Consider the following 16,720-nt stretch of genomic DNA (forward strand, 5'->3'; position numbering starts at 1 on the left):
AGCTAAGAACATCGGGAGCCGGATGCACGGAAACGCGCACGTCCGGATCTAACTGAGAGGTGCGGGGAATAACATCCCCCATCGACTCAACCAAAACTCAACTGGAAAAAGAAGTAGCAGCAGAAGTAAAAAAACAAACAGAAGATTTTAAGCAAGAGCTAGAAATATTAAAGTCAGACTTTTTAGGGCAATTATCCCAATTAAATAATCTATTTTTAGATCCTCAGAACCAAAAAGAGCAAATTCTTCAGCAGCTTTCTGGATTAACACCTTCCCCTTCATTAACACAAGATTATGTTCACCCAGAAATTCAGCAAAAAATTCAGGAATTAACAACACAGCTAGAAATATTAAAGGCTGGAAATACTCATTTATTTTTTACTGCTAATGATTATCTTAAACAAGGAAATGCTTTATTTTTTGAAGGTCGATATGAGGATGCATTAGCTTGTTATGAACAAGTTATTCAGAGACAACCTAGTTCTTTCATTGCTTGGCTTAATCACGGTTGGGCACTGAGAAGATTGGGGCGCTATCCAAAAGCATTATTATCCTATCAAAAAGCAATTGCCATCCAGTCCGATAGCTATATAGCTTGGTTTGGGTGCGGTAATTCCCTAAGAAAATTGCAACGATATGATGAGGCGATCGTTTCTTATGATAGAGCCTTAGAGCTTCAGCCTGAATTTCATTGGGCTTGGTGTCATAAAGCCCGTTGTCATGCATTAAAAAATGATCATGATTTAGCTATTGAAAGTTTGACACGGGCAATTAAGTTAAGAGGTGACCAACATCGAGAGTTGGCAAAAACTAATTCTGACTTTGATCTAATTCGAGCAGACGAACGGTTTAAGAAAATACTTACAGGTTAGATTTTTGCGACCTGCAATCTCTCTATTTCTTTACTGTTACAGTATTTTAATGCTCTACAAGTCCGCCGGCGCTGACTACCTTTTGAGATTATCTCCACTAAAAAAATTTTTATACCAGTATGAACTAGAGTTTTTTATTACTTTAGTTGTACTCCTATTGATTCTCACAAGTGTTGAACTTGAGTATTTCCTTGATAAAGGAGGAATTATAAACCATAAAATATCTCAATTAAATTCAGTCGTTAGCAGGAGGAGACTCAGCAGAATATTTTTTATACTACTAAATAAACCTTATAAACAACCTGCGAACAACGTATGCCTGTTCACAAACTTGAACATTTTGACCCAAACTATCGAGAAACTTTTGGTGGAGACGACATTAAAGCGCTGGAGCTTTATACTGAGGGAGGAGAGAGAGTTGGCTCAGTGGCTGATGTTTTAGTTGATGACGATGGTCATTTCCGGTATTTAATTATTGATACAAGCTTAGATTTTGTTAGTAAGAAAATATTACTACCAATTGGTCTTTCCCGGATCGATTATTCTGCAAAACGCGTCTATGTTGATGGGTTAAGCAAGCAGCAAGTGGAAAATTTACCTGACCACAAAGAAGACGCGATCGTTGACAATAATTATGAAGAAAAGGTACGTAGTGTATTTCGTTCTCCAATCAGCGGTGTGACTTATGATCGCGATACATATAATTACCAGCAAGAACCAGCTTTATACGGGTTGAATGAGCAAGCTCATCAAACTTTTAGACTCTATGAAGAACGATTAATCGCCAACAAACAGCGCATCAAAACTGGAGAAGTAACGCTTGGTAAGCACATTGAAACAGAAACTGCACGCGTTACAGTACCTATTCAAAAAGAACGAGTTTTGATTGAGCGAGTTGTACCAACAGAAGCAGGAAAGGTTGTAGATCCCAATGAACTTAAGTTCCAAGAAGGGGAAGTAGCACGCATAGAAGTGTACGAAGAAACGCCTGAGATACATAAAGAAGCGTTTGTGCGTGAAGAAGTGCGAGTTAAGAAAGTAGTAGAACGAGAAACTGTGGAAGTACAAGACAGCATTCGTCGAGAAGAGTTAGATGTTGATACTGTCGGTAATTTACATCTGCAAGAAAATGATCCCAGTACAGATGAAGCTGTTTAAGTGGATCGTCAATAAATTTGTTTGATACATTTATCTGAAATAATTATGCAGGCAAAGTTAATTTTTATCTCTCTTTGCCTGTGTTATTTTATTCAACAACAAGATTCCCGACTTCTTAGAGAAGTCAGGAATCTCAGGGTTTAAAAAATTTACATCTTGATAAACCGTGTACAGATGCAAAATTTTGCGTTAAGCATTGTAATATATCCAGCGAATTTCATCCACCAAGGCGAGACATATTTTTACAAAAGTGAGACTCTCCCAATTTCGCGTCTCTAATTAGCCATATTCTTTATATATGCCATAGATAAAAAATATCTATAACTTTTGATTATTTAAGTTTATCAATAATTCATTCGCCAGATGGAGGTAAAAAAGCCAATAAATGTCTAGTTTAGTTATTGGGAGATGACAAGAAAATTTTTGAGGTTAAATAAATATAATGGTTCTCTACAAACTAGAAGATTTTGAGCCTAGCTATCGCGATACGTTTGAAGGTCAAGACATTAAGGGGCTTGGGGTTTATACACAAGGAAGTGATGAGAAAGTTGGCACTGTCAACGATGTTTTAGTTGATGAGGAAGGTCATTTTCGCTATTTAATTGTTGACTTAGGCTTCTGGATTTTTGGTAAAAAAGTATTACTACCAATTGGTCGTGCCCGTATCGACTATAACGTTGACCGCGTCTACACAATTGGCTTGACTAGAGAGCAAGCAGAAAATTTACCTGAGTTCAATGAACGCCAAACCCTTGATTACGACTATGAAGAACGGGTGCGTGGAGTATATCGCCAACCCACAGACTACCCTCTAGCTTTAGATACATCATTAGGTTCATCATTACCATTGGAAGCGACAGCACCAGTGGATACAACTTATCAGCAGCCGGTTACGCCTACTTACGCCCGTGATAACTACACTTACGAAAATGAGCCTTCTTTATACGGGTTAAATGAGCAAGATAATCAAACTCTAAAATTGTATGAAGAACGGTTGATTGCCAGTAAACGACGCCAAAAAACTGGAGAAGTATCGATTGGTAAGCGTGTTGAGACTGATACTGCAAGGGTTGCAGTGCCAATAGAAAGAGAACGAGTTGTGATTGAGCGTGTAACTCCAGCAGATGCAGGTACTGCCGCTTCTGGTCGCGAAGCAGACTTCCGTGAAGGCGAAGTTACTCGCATAGAACTCCATGAAGAAACTGCTGATGTTCGCAAAGAAGCATTTTTGCGTGAAGAAGTCAGAGTTAAAAAAGTGGTAGATCAAGAGACAGTTGAAACTCAAGAAACCGTGCGTCGTGAAGAGTTAGATGTGAATTCTGGTAATCTTCCGATTGAAGAACGCTAACCAACATATAGGACTCCTGTCTGATTCCTGAACAAGATTTTAAATGAAACACTGAGAGAACGGGCTTTTCAGTCTCAGTATGTTTTCAAAAATCAAATCGGAGTCCTATAGTTATTAGCTGAGAACTAATAACTAATTTTACAGAGTACGGGTGGGGCTGTTTAATTAGCTTTGCCTGTGCTATTAAAAACTCAAAATGACCAATACTTTTAATATAGCTAACTAGAAAGCAGTTCAGAAATTTTGCATGCATATGAATAGCCAACCGATGACAAAAAACATTGGACAGGCAAATACGAACACTCGGACTAGCACCTCACTGGCAGATTTGAAAGAGAAGGTGAAGAATTTTGTTGTCATCGATAGGCAAGGTCAGCTAGTAGGAGTGGTTCATGATTTAATTGTTGATGCTAATCGTCGGCTAAACTTAGTTATATCTAACCAGGCGAATCAAGAAACTGTAGAATATGGTCAGCACTTAGCCGAGAAACATCCTTCTTTATTCCGATTGCAGAGCCAGAGAATAAAACAAATCCACAAGCCGACTAAATCTGTTTTCATAGACTTAAACAAATCAGAAATCGAGTATATGCCTGAATATTTAGAAACAGAAACACCAGGCGATCGTACACTATCAGAAAACTCAACTGAGCAACTAGCCAATAATCAAACTACAAATAGTCCAGTTGAGCCAGTAAAGTTAGAACAGGTTACCGAAGAACAGATTATTCGTCTAATAGAAGAACGACTATTTGTTGAAAGCAGTAAGCGTAAAGTTGGTGAGGTGATTGTTCGCAAAGTAATAGAAACCCGGATGGTACAAGTTCCTGTCCGGCGTGAAAAGCTGATTGTTGAACAAATTAGCCCAGAACACAAACAACTCGCAGAAATTGATTTAGGACAAGGGGAAATTTCTGGCGTTGACTTGACCGAAGTAGAAAGACTTGAAGTTACACGTTTTGACAGTGGTTTAACGGTAAACGGCGAATTTAGCTCGCCTAAAATTGCTAGTTTATTGTTAAATGCGATCGCACTAGAGAAAAATCACGGATGTAAGCAGGTGCGAGTGACGATTGCTGTTGAAGATGAGTCACGCCAGAAAAAATACCAAGAGTGGTTTGACCGCTGTTCTAAAGGTCAATCACTAAAGCCGGAAAAATAAGTTAGTTTTTAGAATATAAAAAAGTAGGGTGGGCATTGCCCACCCTACTTTTTTGCTGAGAAAAGTATAGAAAGTTGAAGTTTCTGTTCCCTTGCGGGTAAGTGGAATGTCTTCAAAGCAACTTAATTTACAATACTAAGCAGTTGCCGTTCTTTTGGCTACTTGCAATGAAATTTCGACTAAAGAGACTTTTACCGAAGAAACGACAGCGTTTGATCCCACCTATTCAGATTCAAGTTCGAGATGGAAAATTTGAGATTATGGGTATGGGTGCATGGTATTCCTACTGGCGCGATCCCTATCATCTGCTGTTAACGATTTCTTGGACTGCCTTTCTCATCCTGATTTGTACTTTCTATGTAACTATTAATGCTCTATTTGCCCTAGCTTACTTGATAGGAGGAGATTGTATTGCCAACGCCCGACCTGGCTCTTTTTTAGATGTCTTTTTCTTTAGTGTGCAAACCCTAGCATCTATCGGCTATGGGGCAATGTATCCTAAAACAACTTACGCCAACATTATTGTCACGATTGAAGCAATGATCGGTTTGGTGGGAATTGCTGTGATGACAGGACTAGCGTTTGCTCGCTTCTCTCGACCCACAGCTCGTGTGGTTTTTAGCCGTGTAGCAGTGATTACATCTCATGATACAATGCCGACTCTCATATTTCGCAGCGCTAATAAGCGTCGCAATATGATTCTGGAGGCGCAGATGCGAGTCTACTTAATGCGCGACGAAGTAACCCAAGAAGGGCAGTTCATGCGTCGGATCTACGATCTCAAACTGCTAAGGAACCAAACACCTAGCTTCACGTTAAGCTGGTCAGTAATGCATGTCATTGATGAGTTTAGTCCTTTATATGGGATGACACCAGAATCCTTAACCCAGACAAATACTATGCTGATCATTTCTTTAAGTGGCATTGATGAAACAGTTGCACAAGTCGTTCAAGCCCGTCATAGTTATGGTGCTAATGAGATTTTATGGAACAATCAATTTGTCGATATCTTCCACCACACACCCGATGGAAATCGCTACATTGATTACAACCGCTTCCACGATGTTTTTCCTTTAGATTAAAGGGGTTAAATTCCGGAAATTTACTCGGAAGTCTGATTGAGTGTTGGTTGTAAGGGTTTAACGACAACCCGACCATTTTCAACTACAGTGGAATTTTTAACCATGCTCTTGCCGTGGTTAACTGGTACATCCTGACACTGGTTTTGGTGGGAGATATTTTGCTCTTGTTGTTGATTGAGGACGACAACACAACAGGCGCAGGAGGAGAAGGACATATAAAATATTTAGATCTCTATATCTATTATCGCCCTACTGATGCTGTTTGGCTGAAAAATTTGCTACCTATGTGTTTTGATAATTCAGCACAATAAGTAAAGGCACATAGCTGTGCGCCCCTAACATCCCGAAATTTAGTTCAGTGCCGATTATTGCCTATGTGCGAAACTATGGATGGAAATACTTGCTTTATTGTGCTTGTAGCCTGTTTGATATATCTAAATCAAGTAAACAGGAAAGCGGTTATAGATCCCGCTCCGCTTTCCTCCCTGCCCAAAGTTGTTTAGCAGGGTTAGACGTGGGTTTTTCTAATGAAAAAATTTTTGAGATACTTGGGTTTAGGTTTGCTATCTACGTTTTTGACTGCTACTCCCGGATTGGGAGCTGAACGTATTAGCTTTTATTACCCTCCCTTCGGCGAATTCTACTTATCCGTGGACTCGCTAGAAACCTTTGCTAAAGAAGGCAAAATCGATGAAGACTTTTCATTTTATGCTAATCGTGCTACTCCTCAACAACTCGCTCAACTGCGGGATCTGCTCCAGCAACGCTTCAATGTCACTCCTACACTAGTATCTCAAGTTACCTACTCACCGATCGGAGAGGAGGTGGTGCAACAACTGGGAAAATTACTCCTCACTGAGTCTCGAAAGAATGGCTTCTATGCCATACGTGCCTCTTTGATTTTGGCTGCTGCTGATCAAAAGGGTTTAACGGTTGTGAATTTGCTGCGGAAATTTCCTAGCAATACTATCCGGGTGAATTTTACAGAGGGGTTAAGGATAGTCGATGACTTGTCACAATTGATCAAAAAAAAGGATGAAGTTTTTGCCTCTCTTCAAAAAAAAGCGAGCGCCGAAGCAGCCAATTCAACAACTGACTTCTCAAAACAGCCAGATTTGCGATCGCCAGGAAAATTCCACTGGCAGAAAAAAAGTCTAGAGCTAAATGACATTTCTCGCTCACGCCGTCTACCCGTGGATATCTATTTACCTGAAGCAGGTTCACAAAGCCAAGGACAAGCGCCCTATCCCCTGGTTGTGATTTCTCACGGTGTCGCTTCAGACCGCTCTACCTTTGTCTACCTGGCTGAACATCTAGCATCCTATGGTTTTGCCGTTGCTGTACTGGAACACCCTGGTAGTAATGCCGAACGCTTTCAGCTATACTTTGCAGGTTTGGCAGGACCGCCAGACGCAGCAGAATTTATCAACCGACCTTTGGATATCAAGTATCTACTCAATGAACTCCAGCTTCTAGACAAATCCGATCCTACCCTCCAAGGAAAACTCAATTTTCAGCAAATTGGGGCGATCGGTCAGTCACTTGGTGGTTATACTGTTTTGACTCTAGCAGGAGCAAAGATTAACTTTAACCAACTTAGGCAAGACTGTAAACCTAATAATTCATCTTTTAATTTGTCGCTCTTTTTGCAGTGTCAAGCAACTGAGTTACCCCCAAGGAATTACGAACTCAAAGACGATCGCATCAAAGCCATCATGGCGATTAATCCGATTGACAGCTCAATTTTGGGTCAGGGTGGTGTGAGTCAAATTAAAATTCCGGTAATGCTGGTAGCGGGTAGTCAAGATATTTTTGCCCCACCCGTATTTGAGCAAATTCGCCCCTTTACCTGGCTTTCTGACTCCAATAAGTATCTAGCTTTGATTGAAAACGCTACCCACTTTTCGGCGATCGGCGAACCTACTTCTCAAAATGATGTTTTACCTGTGCCATCTGCCTTGCTGGGACCTGATCGGGCTGCTGTTTATTCCTATCTCAACGCCCTGAGTGTAGCTTTTTTGGAAACTCATCTCCTCAATCGCCCTGAATACCGATCATATTTGCAGCCATCCTACGCCACATTTATCAGTAAACAGCCGCTTAATCTCAGTATTTTACAGTCGTTGTCAGCAGATCAATTCAATCAAATTTGGAATGGGCCAACTGCCCAGTCAGCCAAACCATCAAAACCTCAACCTACCCCTACCCCACCTTAGTTAAAGTGGTTCTCAATAGCATGGAATACAGAAAGGAGCTTACAAATCTGTTAGCAGCCTTGCTTTAGGGAAGCCAACAAGATTAAGGTTTTTTGCTGCTGAGTTACCCTGCGGAATCTTGCTACGTTCCTCAAACACCACTTCGTTCAACTCTCTTCACCAGAGCACGAGTGCCTCCCCAGCCCACCCCTAGATTCATCAAGCCAATGAAAATCAAGGGTTCTGATTTTTATTTAATGAGAGTATTATAACCGACCTTTGTAATTCAAAGTGTAATACGACACTGTTCAATAATACTTCCTAATAATTGAGCATTATTATGTATTAATATTGATAATAATTGGTGATTTGTAATTGCTATTTAACCACTATTAGTCAGATGTTGGAAATCTTCGTGTATTACACGATCAAGTGCGGAATGTGAGTTATAAGAGGGCTAAAAGGTGAGCCATAGCCTAAGTCTAAATAACAATTAAGTAAGTGGGCAAGAATAAATGAGTATCCAGTGGGGAAACAAGCGCTGCTACTTTATAAATTGACCATATTCATCACAATCTAATAACTTGTGGATAAGCAAACTCTTTTTACCTTACTTACTCCAAACGAATAAGCAAGTCTGTCTATTAGTTTGGAGTAAGTAAGATAAACATACCAAAATTCCCGATATTTTCTCTGTTGAGATATGGAATAACTAGAAGGCCTTAAGTTAAATAAAAGCTCCTAGTAAGCGGCTTTAGCCATTGAGAACCTTATAAATAGGTAGACAATAATTTAACAAAAAAGAATAAAGGCGTCAGTCGCCAGAATTCTTTTGCTTGTATTGGAGTGCGACTGGTGAGGGATGAAGTTGTTGCCTCTCTTCAAAAAGAAGCGATCGCTCAAGCAGCCAATTTAACAATTGACTTCTCAAAACAGCCAGATTTGCGATCGCCAGAAAAATTCCGCTGGCAGAAAAAAAGCCTAGAGCTAAATGACATTTCTCGCTCACGCCGTCTACCCGTGGATATCTATTTACCTGCAACTCAAAACTCAAAAATCACAACTGAGAACTCTCTGTCGCCTCCCTTTTTCCTGATTATAATTTCTCATGACCTCGCCTCAGACCGCTCTGCCTTTGTCTATCTGGCTGAACATCTAGCATCCTAGGGTTTTGCCGTTGCTGTACTCGAACACCCTGGTTAATGTCGAACGCTATGCCCAAGCGACTAAAACAAAACTCTGACCACACAAGGGGAAAACGTTGACTGTAACGCAGTTGGTGAACTTTTGTAAACAAAGGGTGTCTTCTGCGAAAAACTTATGAGCCGAACTGATAACTCAATAGACACTACGCTGTCCAATTATCAGGTAGGATTTTTCTATGAACTTTTGTAAAGAATTGGCTAGCTCTGCATAAAACTTGTGCGCCCAACGTAAAGTAAGCAGGTACTAGGTTGACGAACTTCAATAGTAAACAAGTAATGATTGTAGGTGAAAGTTCAACATGAAAAAAGTGTTTGCATTAATTGAAAAAGAATCAGCCAAATTTGCTCAATTACCCTTCTTTGAGTTTTTAGTAAATAAAAGCATTAATCTTATACAAAGATTATCTTTTGCTGCTTGTTTTGCACTTTTTGTAATGGGATATGGAGATTTAAGCAAGTTTGTTTGGTTAGAAGAACCAACAGTTAACCAAACTCAAGATATTGTTAACAAACAAAACCGTGAAGAAGAGAATTATTGGATATGGTTTTTAAAAGATTTAGAAGACTCAGATTTTAACCGATTCTTAAATTTCACTGACTCTTTAAAATTTAATTGGAGTGAGCAGACACTGATTTGTAGACAAACAATTTATGAGCTATATCGGCGAACTTTTCAAGTTAATCCCATTTATAAGCTAGTAGCTATTGAGTCAATAGAATCAATCTTAAATATTTTTTTCTCAGTTACTGCACCAGTCACTCAAGAATTAAAAGTTCTTACTAATCGAGAGTATCAGGATTTTGGAAATCCTCATTTACTCGCTGAAAATGACTATAGTGTTCATTCTTATGAAACAAAAGAATATATTGCAAGTATGCATTTAGCAGAAGATATTCGCAAGGAAGCCTGTGAATTAGTTAATAAAATTTTTGAACTGTTTACAGCCTTGGTAGATATGCTTGTTAATTTTGCTGAAGAATATAAGATTAAACAATTATTAACTCGGAGTTTCACTGGCTCCGACTACGCTCAATTAGCTTGCGGGAAGAAAGCTACTGTCGGGGTTTAAATTCCCCGCAGTCGCCACAACTCTTGGAACCCCCGCAAGGCGCTGCTCTTTTTATGTAACTCTCTTCTCTAGGAGACGCTCTTGCTAGCTCGCTTCTCCGTAGGAGTACAATGCGTAAATTTTGAATTTTGAATTGTAAAAGTGGTTCTCAATGGTGTGGAATACAGGAAGCAGCCTATATATCTGTTAGCAGTCTTGCTTTTCTCAGAATAAATGTTAGTAGGGTTTCTTTTTTAGAAATGATTTCAGCTGTAACTTCCATCCCTGCTTGAATCGGATAGGATTTATCGTTCCTTTTTAAATAAAGTCTCTCTGCTTCAATTGTCACCTCATAGTAAGGCGGAGTTGGAATGTTGCTGTTACTTTGAGAGGTAATTGCGTCGGCACTAATACCTCTGACAGCACCTTTGAGGATGCCATAATCTGGGTATGGATAAGCAGAAAGCCGCATTTGTACTTCCCCCTCTGAACATTTTGTTACTTGTACGACTTTACACACCTTCACTTTGCTAATATCATCACGAGCAACACGGGCTTTGATCACCAGAGGGGCATTGTTGGGAGCAATTTGAGCGATCACATCCCCAGGACGGACTACTTGTCCAGCATTTCTTAATTCTAGTTTAAGAATAGTACCTGCCTCTGAGGTACGAATTACAGTTTTTTGCAGTTCCGTAAAGACTTGTTTAAGTTCTTGTTGAGCGCTGCTAATTTGGTTTTTGATTTCAACTTGACGCCTGATGATTTCCTCTTTCTCTTTGTTTAATTGAGCGAGGGTAGACTCACCCTTTGTCAATTCTTGGGCAATGCGTTGCTGTGCGATCGCCACGTTAGCATCACTGGGATTGAGTGCAGCTTTAGCGTTTTCGAGTCTAGCAGTAGCAGCTTTATAAGCTTGTTCTTTTTCTTTAATTTCGAGATCAGCGATTGCTCCTGTATTTCCCAGCTGCTCATATCCCTTCAATTGCTGTCTAGCTAATTCAACATTGGCTTCTAATTCTTTTACTTCTGTCTGAGTCGTGATTTTTTTATCTTTATAGTCTCTTTGATTGCGACTGAAGTCTGCTTTCGCAGATGCGATCGCTTGTCGCATTCCATTGGACTCAGCAGTCATTTGAACTTTTAGGGCTTTGAGTTGTGCATCGATTTGCGCTAGTTGTAACTGATTCTGCTGGATATTTCCGAGTATTTGGCTTTTTTTACTTTGCAATTGGGAGTTGTCGATCAGTGCGATCGTATCTCCCTTTTTCACAACCTGATTTTCTTTCACCTTGATGTTTATAACTGTTCCCTCAGCTGCTGCTTGCACTAACCGTATTTCTCCGGTTGGGCGGACGGTAGCATCAGCTTTCACGATTATGTTGTATTGAATGACACTAGCAAGACCGAAGGCAGCGCCAATACTTCCGATTAAAAATATCCCTCCTAACCTTGTCCATATGCTGACTGGCGGAAGATATTCGTCGTTTTCGACTAGGCGGAGAAAGTCTGGTTGTGGGTCAATAAGCATGAAGATTAAAAAACATTTTGGTTGTGTAAACAATCTAGCAAAAAAATCTACCTTGCGTTAGCGTAACGACCAAAATTTAGGGATATCCAAAAAATCAAAGCTCTCTTCTGTTTCAATGATATTTTTGACAAAAATTTCCTACTTTTGGCGTTTTCGCCTTCTAGGGCGAAAGCGACAGCTTTTGCTTTGATTACTGATAGTGCCTTATATATACGCATTTGAATATGTAAATATAAGGTTTATATACAGCTAATTATAAATAATAATTAGCACCTTTTAGCGTCTTTTAGTCCGAATACTAAATCTTTATAATTTTCATCTAAAATTTTATCCCTTCTTTATTTATTTACAAACAATTTGTATAATGAGTGAAAGCTTTTTTCCCATTAATCAATAATTAAGCAAACTTCAGGGTTTCTATATTAAAAAAATTTATGCAAGTTTAGTTTTTTTATGTATATATTATTTAAATATCAAATAATATATACGTAAAAATACTTATTTGATAATGCAGAATACAGGTTTTGAGTTTTATCAACTTATTTAAGTGCAGCTTGTATAAAGACATAGTCTATTTGATTGACTATATCTTTATTTTTGGGCAATTTCGTTATTTTACAAGTATTAATACGTAATAAACTTAACTTATACGTGTTGTGGCAAAGCTCAACTTTTCGAGTGCCATATACAGACATTGACGCCTGCAATTTTCTGATAAATCAGAACTTCTTTTTAATTAAAATTGTATAAATAATAACTCTGTAGTATTTTTTCTGAAGAGGTGTAATACAGATTTATTAAAAAATTATTTGCTTGACCTATAGAGCAAGAGTCGTATAATACTTTTAACGGCACAGAAAAAGTTACTAAATATACTATTTTTCTGGTATATTTATTACTTTGAAGTGACCTGACTTTAACTTCAACAATCAACTGAGAACTAAGATTATGGAAAGCACATTGTTCACCACATTAACCGCTACCGAAGAAGCTAATTTGTCTGGTGGTAATTGGTGGAAGAAGCCCGTAAAAAAAACCACCACCACCCCCACCACCACCACCACCGCTCCTAAGCCCGTCATTATCACCCAAGTAGCCCTTAACGTTGCTGCTGGTATTCTTAGTGGCTCTAAAATAGACCAAACCGCTGTTAACGATGCTACTGGTATTCTTAGTGGCTCTACTGTCACCCAAACCGCTGTTAACGTTGTTAGTGGTTAGTGGTGCAAGTTAAATAATGAGGTTTAGTAGAAGGGGAAGAATAAACGTAAAGACACGATCAACCGCGTCTTTACTGAGGTAAAATGTCTTAGACAAACTAACCTGCTCCAACAGGGTAGTTTATTTTCTAGCAAGACATTAACTTTGTTGCTTATCGCAGTTATTCTAGCATTACGTTTATTCCTACCGCATACTTTTGTTGAACAAAGTTATTAAAGTCTATCAACAGTTCCTATTAGGCAACTGTTGATAGATTCACTTAATGCTTTTGCTAAAGATACTGCTAACCTTGAACAGTAAAGTAGAGAACTAAGCGCTGCTATTTGAGAACTCGCTCATATCCATGTTTAATCACTCTCAGTATAGATAGTAAAATTCAAAACCTTTTATATTTAGGGTTCTGTTTATTTGGCTTAGTTTCGGGGTTTATATCAATATACGAGCATTTAATCCCTAGCTATATCCGAACTTTCGGCATTTAGCTCTAAGCTGTAATTGTTTTATTCGAGAGTGATTAAAGAGCAATATGGATCAAAATTTACTATTCTGCAAAAAATAGCTGAAAAGATATAGCCATTTTGTTAGGTGCTACCAATGGTTATATTTTAGTTAATGCACCTTCCCATCAATTTAGAAACTTGTAATTAACATCTGAGGTTAATTAGAATCATGAAAAGCACTCAAATCTTCCCAATGCTTATATCCCTGACTGAAGATCAAGAAGTAAGCCTGTGTGGTGGTGAAAGCAACGTTTCTTATTCTTATAGTCAAGTGATAATTGATAAAAAAGGAGTAAAGAAACAAACTGAAAAAGTTGTAAAAACGAAAACTACCAAAGGAAGAACTTCAGTGTCAGGACTATTAAAGAGCCTGGGAATAAACCTATCCTTATCCTCCCTACTAAAATTTGATTGGTAGTGATAAGTAAGCGGGCGTGAATAGTTAAAGTTTTGTAGTAAGCGGTTGGAGCCGCTTACTACTAGCGAATCTAATCAATTTTACATTACATAACATAGTTTGATTTTTTTGCTTAGTTACTTAGTAAAATTAAACTGTTGGTCAAATTATTAACCACGCAGGGACGAGACCCTGCTATTTTTTTAAGTTTTTTTACAATGCTATTGGGTACTGGAGTCTGAAATGAAATACCAAGTTGTTGCACAACATAGTGAAGAAGATTGTGGGGCTGCTTGTCTTGCTTCCGTTGCCAAACATTATCGACGTAACTTTACACTAAATCGCATCAGGGAAGCGGTAGGTACCGGGCAACTTGGAACAACATTGTTGGGATTGAGGCGGGGAGCCGAGGCACTTGGTTTCAATGCGCGTTCGGTCAGGGCATCAAAAGAAATATTAGACCGAATGAACCAAGCACCACTGCCAGCAATCATTCACTGGAAAGGTTACCACTGGGTTGTTTTGTATGGTCAGAAAGGCAAAAAATATATAATTGCCGACCCAGCCTTTAACATCCGTTATGTCTCTAAAAAAGAATTAACGGAGGCATGGTCAGATCAAGTCATGCTTTTACTAGAGCCAGATTCGGTTCGCTTTTATGCTCAACCGGATGATAAAATCAACGGTATTTGGCGCTTTGCGCGGCGTGCATTGCCTTATGGAGGCATAATATTCGAGGCTTTTCTCTGTGCTATAGCTATCGGCCTGCTTTCGTTAACGTCTCCTTTCCTGCTTCAAATTCTAACGGATGATGTACTAGTTCGAGGTGATACCCAGCTTCTTATTGGTGTAATTATTGCGGTTGTGGTGATGAATTTGGTGGGAAGTAGTCTGCAATTAGTTCAATCTAACCTGATTGCCAATTTTGCCCAACGGCTTGAGTTAGGGATAGTTCTGGAATTTGCCAGGGCAATCTTGCGGCTGCCTCTGGCTTACTATGAATCACGTCGCAGTGGCGAGATTGTTAGCAGATTGCAAGATATTCAACAAATTAATCAGCTAGTTGCTCAAGCAGTTATCAGTCTGCCTAGCCAATTATTTATCGGACTGATTTCTTTGGGTTTCATGGTGTTCTATAGCTGGAAACTCACCTTTGTTGCCGTCGTTGTTGCTATTGTCATGAGTTCATCTACAGTAGTTTTCCTGCCAACACTTCAACAAAAAATCAGAAGTATGTTGGTCTTAGACGCGGAAAACCAGGGTGTTCTCGTTGAAAGCTTTAAAGGAGCGCTGACACTCAAAAGTACTACTGCTGCTCCTCAATTTTGGGAAGAATTTCAGAATAGATTTGGTCGGCTCTCAAACATAACATTTCGCACAATTCAGATTGGAATTATTAACAGCACCTTTTCCGGGTTAGTTTATGCTATTGGCAGTGTTAGTTTGATTGGTTTCGGCAGCACCCTAGTTATTAGTAAGGAACTCAGCATCGGTCAACTGCTGGCATTTAACGGCATGAATGGGAATTTTTTGGCATTGTTCGGTGCTGTGATTGGATTTATAGATGAATTCATGCGTGCCAAAACTGCCACGGAACGTTTAACAGAAGTTATCGATTCCACACCTGAAACTCAAAGCGATAGTACTAAACCCTTTGCTAAAATTCCTAGTAATGCTGATATTATTTGCAAAAACCTAAACTTTCACTACGCCGGCAGGCTAGAGCTACTAGAAGATTTTACACTCACGGTTCCTGGCGGTAAAGTTGTTGCTCTAATTGGTACATCCGGCTGTGGTAAAAGTTCTCTCGCTAAACTGATTGCCGGATTATATGCACCAAATACTGGCAATATTCGCTTTGGGATTTATAATCTGCAAGACCTAGCTCTCGATTGTTTGCGGCAACAAGTTGTTCTGGTTCCTCAAGATGCTCATTTTTGGAGTCGCTCAATTATTGAAAACTTCCGCTTAGGTGCTCCTCACGTCACCTTTGATCAAATTGTCAACGCTTGCCAAATTGCTGAGGCAGATGATTTTATCAGTAAACTACCTGAAAAATATCAAACTGTATTAGGTGAATTTGGGTCAAATATTTCTGGTGGACAACGCCAAAGACTGGCTCTAGCAAGAGCTATCGTTAACGATCCACCGGTCCTGATTTTAGATGAATCAACTGCTGGACTCGATCCAGTTAGTGAAGCTCAAGTTTTAGATCAACTGTTGCTCCAGCGCAAAGGTAAAACCACGATCCTGATTAGCCACCGTCCTAGAGTAATCACCCGCGCTGATTGGATCGTGCTACTAGATCAAGGCAAGTTACAAATTCAGGGGACAGTAGAAGATTTGCGTGCCCAACCAGGAAACCATTTAGACTTTTTAACCCCTTAATTACTCACAGTTTTAACTAGAGCAATCTTATTTGATTTTTGAAGATTGAAAGTTTTAGATCCCCGACTTCTTAGAGAAGTCGGGGATCTTGTTGTTCATGAATGATTTAAGTTTGCCATACACCAGGCAAGTCTCAAGCATTCCTTTGATGAACTCAAAGCTAAAGCCAAACAAATTACCATTTGTCCTAAAGTTTTGGCAGATAAACACGCCGTTGTAATTTGCATTAAAGACGATAATTTAACTCTCTTCTATTATTTTAAAAAAGATATATCAGAAACCTTGATTTTCATAAATTCAGTAAATATACTTATAAATTTCCGCAAAATAGCTGAAAAACCTAAGTTTTGCAACAAGTAACCAAAACCTATATGTCTTTTTTGTTTCTTAGCTATGACTGAGATATCAAAATTTCTCAAAACAGGGCTTAATTGTCAGGAGATTGAGATATTTGTACTGAGATATTCATAAAAACTTATTTAATAAAATATTTTCCATATATATGTTTGTGTTAACTAGTATTAAGAAATCCTGATTAAAGAATATTGCAATACCTTGATTTAATTGCTAACGTGTGTATGACAACGATGCTGATGAGCGCTCGGATCTAGG

At 39.0% G+C, this 16,720-nt stretch carries 13 protein-coding genes; 11 read left to right on the forward strand and 2 right to left on the reverse strand.

The features are described from left to right. Window positions 1–59 precede the first annotated feature (59 nt). The 5 genes from V7K85_RS00785 (at window position 60) to V7K85_RS00805 (ending at window position 5,622) form a co-directional block, all read left to right on the forward strand. Entirely contained in the window at window positions 60–872 is an 813-nt protein-coding gene (locus V7K85_RS00785; RefSeq protein WP_334810760.1) for a tetratricopeptide repeat protein, read from the forward strand. Between the two features lie 315 nt (window positions 873–1,187). Continuing rightward, window positions 1,188–2,030, forward strand: a complete 843-nt coding sequence (locus tag V7K85_RS00790; protein ID WP_334810761.1) for a DUF2382 domain-containing protein — start codon at window positions 1,188–1,190, stop codon at window positions 2,028–2,030. Window positions 2,031–2,472: 442 nt separating this feature from the next. Next, complete coding sequence (locus V7K85_RS00795; protein ID WP_334810762.1) at window positions 2,473–3,378, forward strand: DUF2382 domain-containing protein; 906 nt, start codon at window positions 2,473–2,475, stop codon at window positions 3,376–3,378. A gap of 268 nt (window positions 3,379–3,646) precedes the next feature. Continuing rightward, window positions 3,647–4,540, forward strand: coding sequence for a DUF2382 domain-containing protein (locus V7K85_RS00800; RefSeq protein WP_334810763.1), 894 nt, complete (start codon window positions 3,647–3,649; stop codon window positions 4,538–4,540). 167 nt (window positions 4,541–4,707) lie between these two features. Next, entirely contained in the window at window positions 4,708–5,622 is a 915-nt protein-coding gene (locus V7K85_RS00805; protein ID WP_334810764.1) for an ion channel, read from the forward strand. 20 nt (window positions 5,623–5,642) lie between these two features. On the opposite strand, the gene V7K85_RS00810 is transcribed toward V7K85_RS00805, so the two are convergent. Beyond that, window positions 5,643–5,837: a hypothetical protein gene (locus tag V7K85_RS00810; protein WP_334810765.1), complete on the reverse strand. Its 195-nt coding sequence runs from the start codon at window positions 5,835–5,837 to the stop codon at window positions 5,643–5,645. A 312-nt stretch (window positions 5,838–6,149) separates the two neighbouring features. Between V7K85_RS00810 and V7K85_RS00815 the strand changes: the two genes are divergently transcribed. The 3 genes from V7K85_RS00815 to V7K85_RS00825 all read left to right on the forward strand — a co-directional run bounded on the left by V7K85_RS00815 (window position 6,150) and on the right by V7K85_RS00825 (window position 10,092). Then, complete coding sequence (locus tag V7K85_RS00815) at window positions 6,150–7,838, forward strand: alpha/beta hydrolase (RefSeq protein ID WP_334810766.1); 1,689 nt, start codon at window positions 6,150–6,152, stop codon at window positions 7,836–7,838. Window positions 7,839–8,672: 834 nt separating this feature from the next. Continuing rightward, a complete protein-coding gene (locus V7K85_RS00820; protein ID WP_334810767.1) occupies window positions 8,673–8,984 on the forward strand; it encodes a hypothetical protein in 312 nt (103 codons plus the stop codon). A 337-nt stretch (window positions 8,985–9,321) separates the two neighbouring features. Further along, window positions 9,322–10,092, forward strand: coding sequence for a hypothetical protein (locus V7K85_RS00825; protein ID WP_334810768.1), 771 nt, complete (start codon window positions 9,322–9,324; stop codon window positions 10,090–10,092). Window positions 10,093–10,267: 175 nt separating this feature from the next. On the opposite strand, the gene V7K85_RS00830 is transcribed toward V7K85_RS00825, so the two are convergent. Further along, entirely contained in the window at window positions 10,268–11,602 is a 1,335-nt protein-coding gene (locus V7K85_RS00830) for an HlyD family secretion protein (RefSeq protein WP_334810769.1), read from the reverse strand. 948 nt (window positions 11,603–12,550) lie between these two features. On the opposite strand from V7K85_RS00830, the gene V7K85_RS00835 reads away from it, so the two are divergent. From V7K85_RS00835 to V7K85_RS00845, 3 genes are all read left to right on the forward strand, one after another. After that, the gene (locus V7K85_RS00835; RefSeq protein WP_334810770.1) at window positions 12,551–12,823 is read left to right on the forward strand and encodes a hypothetical protein; all 273 of its coding nucleotides are present in this window, start codon (window positions 12,551–12,553) and stop codon (window positions 12,821–12,823) included. 669 nt (window positions 12,824–13,492) lie between these two features. Beyond that, the gene (locus V7K85_RS00840; RefSeq protein WP_334810771.1) at window positions 13,493–13,741 is read left to right on the forward strand and encodes a hypothetical protein; all 249 of its coding nucleotides are present in this window, start codon (window positions 13,493–13,495) and stop codon (window positions 13,739–13,741) included. A 222-nt stretch (window positions 13,742–13,963) separates the two neighbouring features. Continuing rightward, window positions 13,964–16,108 carry a peptidase domain-containing ABC transporter gene (locus tag V7K85_RS00845; RefSeq protein WP_334810773.1) on the forward strand — a complete coding sequence of 715 codons (2,145 nt, stop codon included), beginning with the start codon at window positions 13,964–13,966 and terminating at the stop codon, window positions 16,106–16,108. Window positions 16,109–16,720: the final 612 nt, after the last annotated feature.

Origin of the sequence: Nostoc sp., from assembly GCF_036917615.1 — a bacterium.
In the GTDB taxonomy this organism is placed as follows: domain Bacteria; phylum Cyanobacteriota; class Cyanobacteriia; order Cyanobacteriales; family Nostocaceae; genus Nostoc.

What these genes read in the sequence shown, in the direction of transcription:
- V7K85_RS00830 (WP_334810769.1), bottom strand. Translation starts at nt 11,602, where the DNA reads ATGCTTATTGACCCACAACCAGACTTTCTCCGCCTAGTCGAAAACGAC.
- V7K85_RS00790 (WP_334810761.1), top strand. Translation starts at nt 1,188, where the DNA reads ATGCCTGTTCACAAACTTGAACATTTTGACCCAAACTATCGAGAAACT.
- V7K85_RS00805 (WP_334810764.1), top strand. Translation starts at nt 4,708, where the DNA reads ATGAAATTTCGACTAAAGAGACTTTTACCGAAGAAACGACAGCGTTTG.
- V7K85_RS00800 (WP_334810763.1), top strand. Translation starts at nt 3,647, where the DNA reads ATGACAAAAAACATTGGACAGGCAAATACGAACACTCGGACTAGCACC.
- V7K85_RS00840 (WP_334810771.1), top strand. Translation starts at nt 13,493, where the DNA reads ATGAAAAGCACTCAAATCTTCCCAATGCTTATATCCCTGACTGAAGAT.
- V7K85_RS00835 (WP_334810770.1), top strand. Translation starts at nt 12,551, where the DNA reads ATGGAAAGCACATTGTTCACCACATTAACCGCTACCGAAGAAGCTAAT.
- V7K85_RS00845 (WP_334810773.1), top strand. Translation starts at nt 13,964, where the DNA reads ATGAAATACCAAGTTGTTGCACAACATAGTGAAGAAGATTGTGGGGCT.
- V7K85_RS00825 (WP_334810768.1), top strand. Translation starts at nt 9,322, where the DNA reads ATGAAAAAAGTGTTTGCATTAATTGAAAAAGAATCAGCCAAATTTGCT.
- V7K85_RS00795 (WP_334810762.1), top strand. Translation starts at nt 2,473, where the DNA reads ATGGTTCTCTACAAACTAGAAGATTTTGAGCCTAGCTATCGCGATACG.
- V7K85_RS00810 (WP_334810765.1), bottom strand. Translation starts at nt 5,837, where the DNA reads ATGTCCTTCTCCTCCTGCGCCTGTTGTGTTGTCGTCCTCAATCAACAA.
- V7K85_RS00815 (WP_334810766.1), top strand. Translation starts at nt 6,150, where the DNA reads ATGAAAAAATTTTTGAGATACTTGGGTTTAGGTTTGCTATCTACGTTT.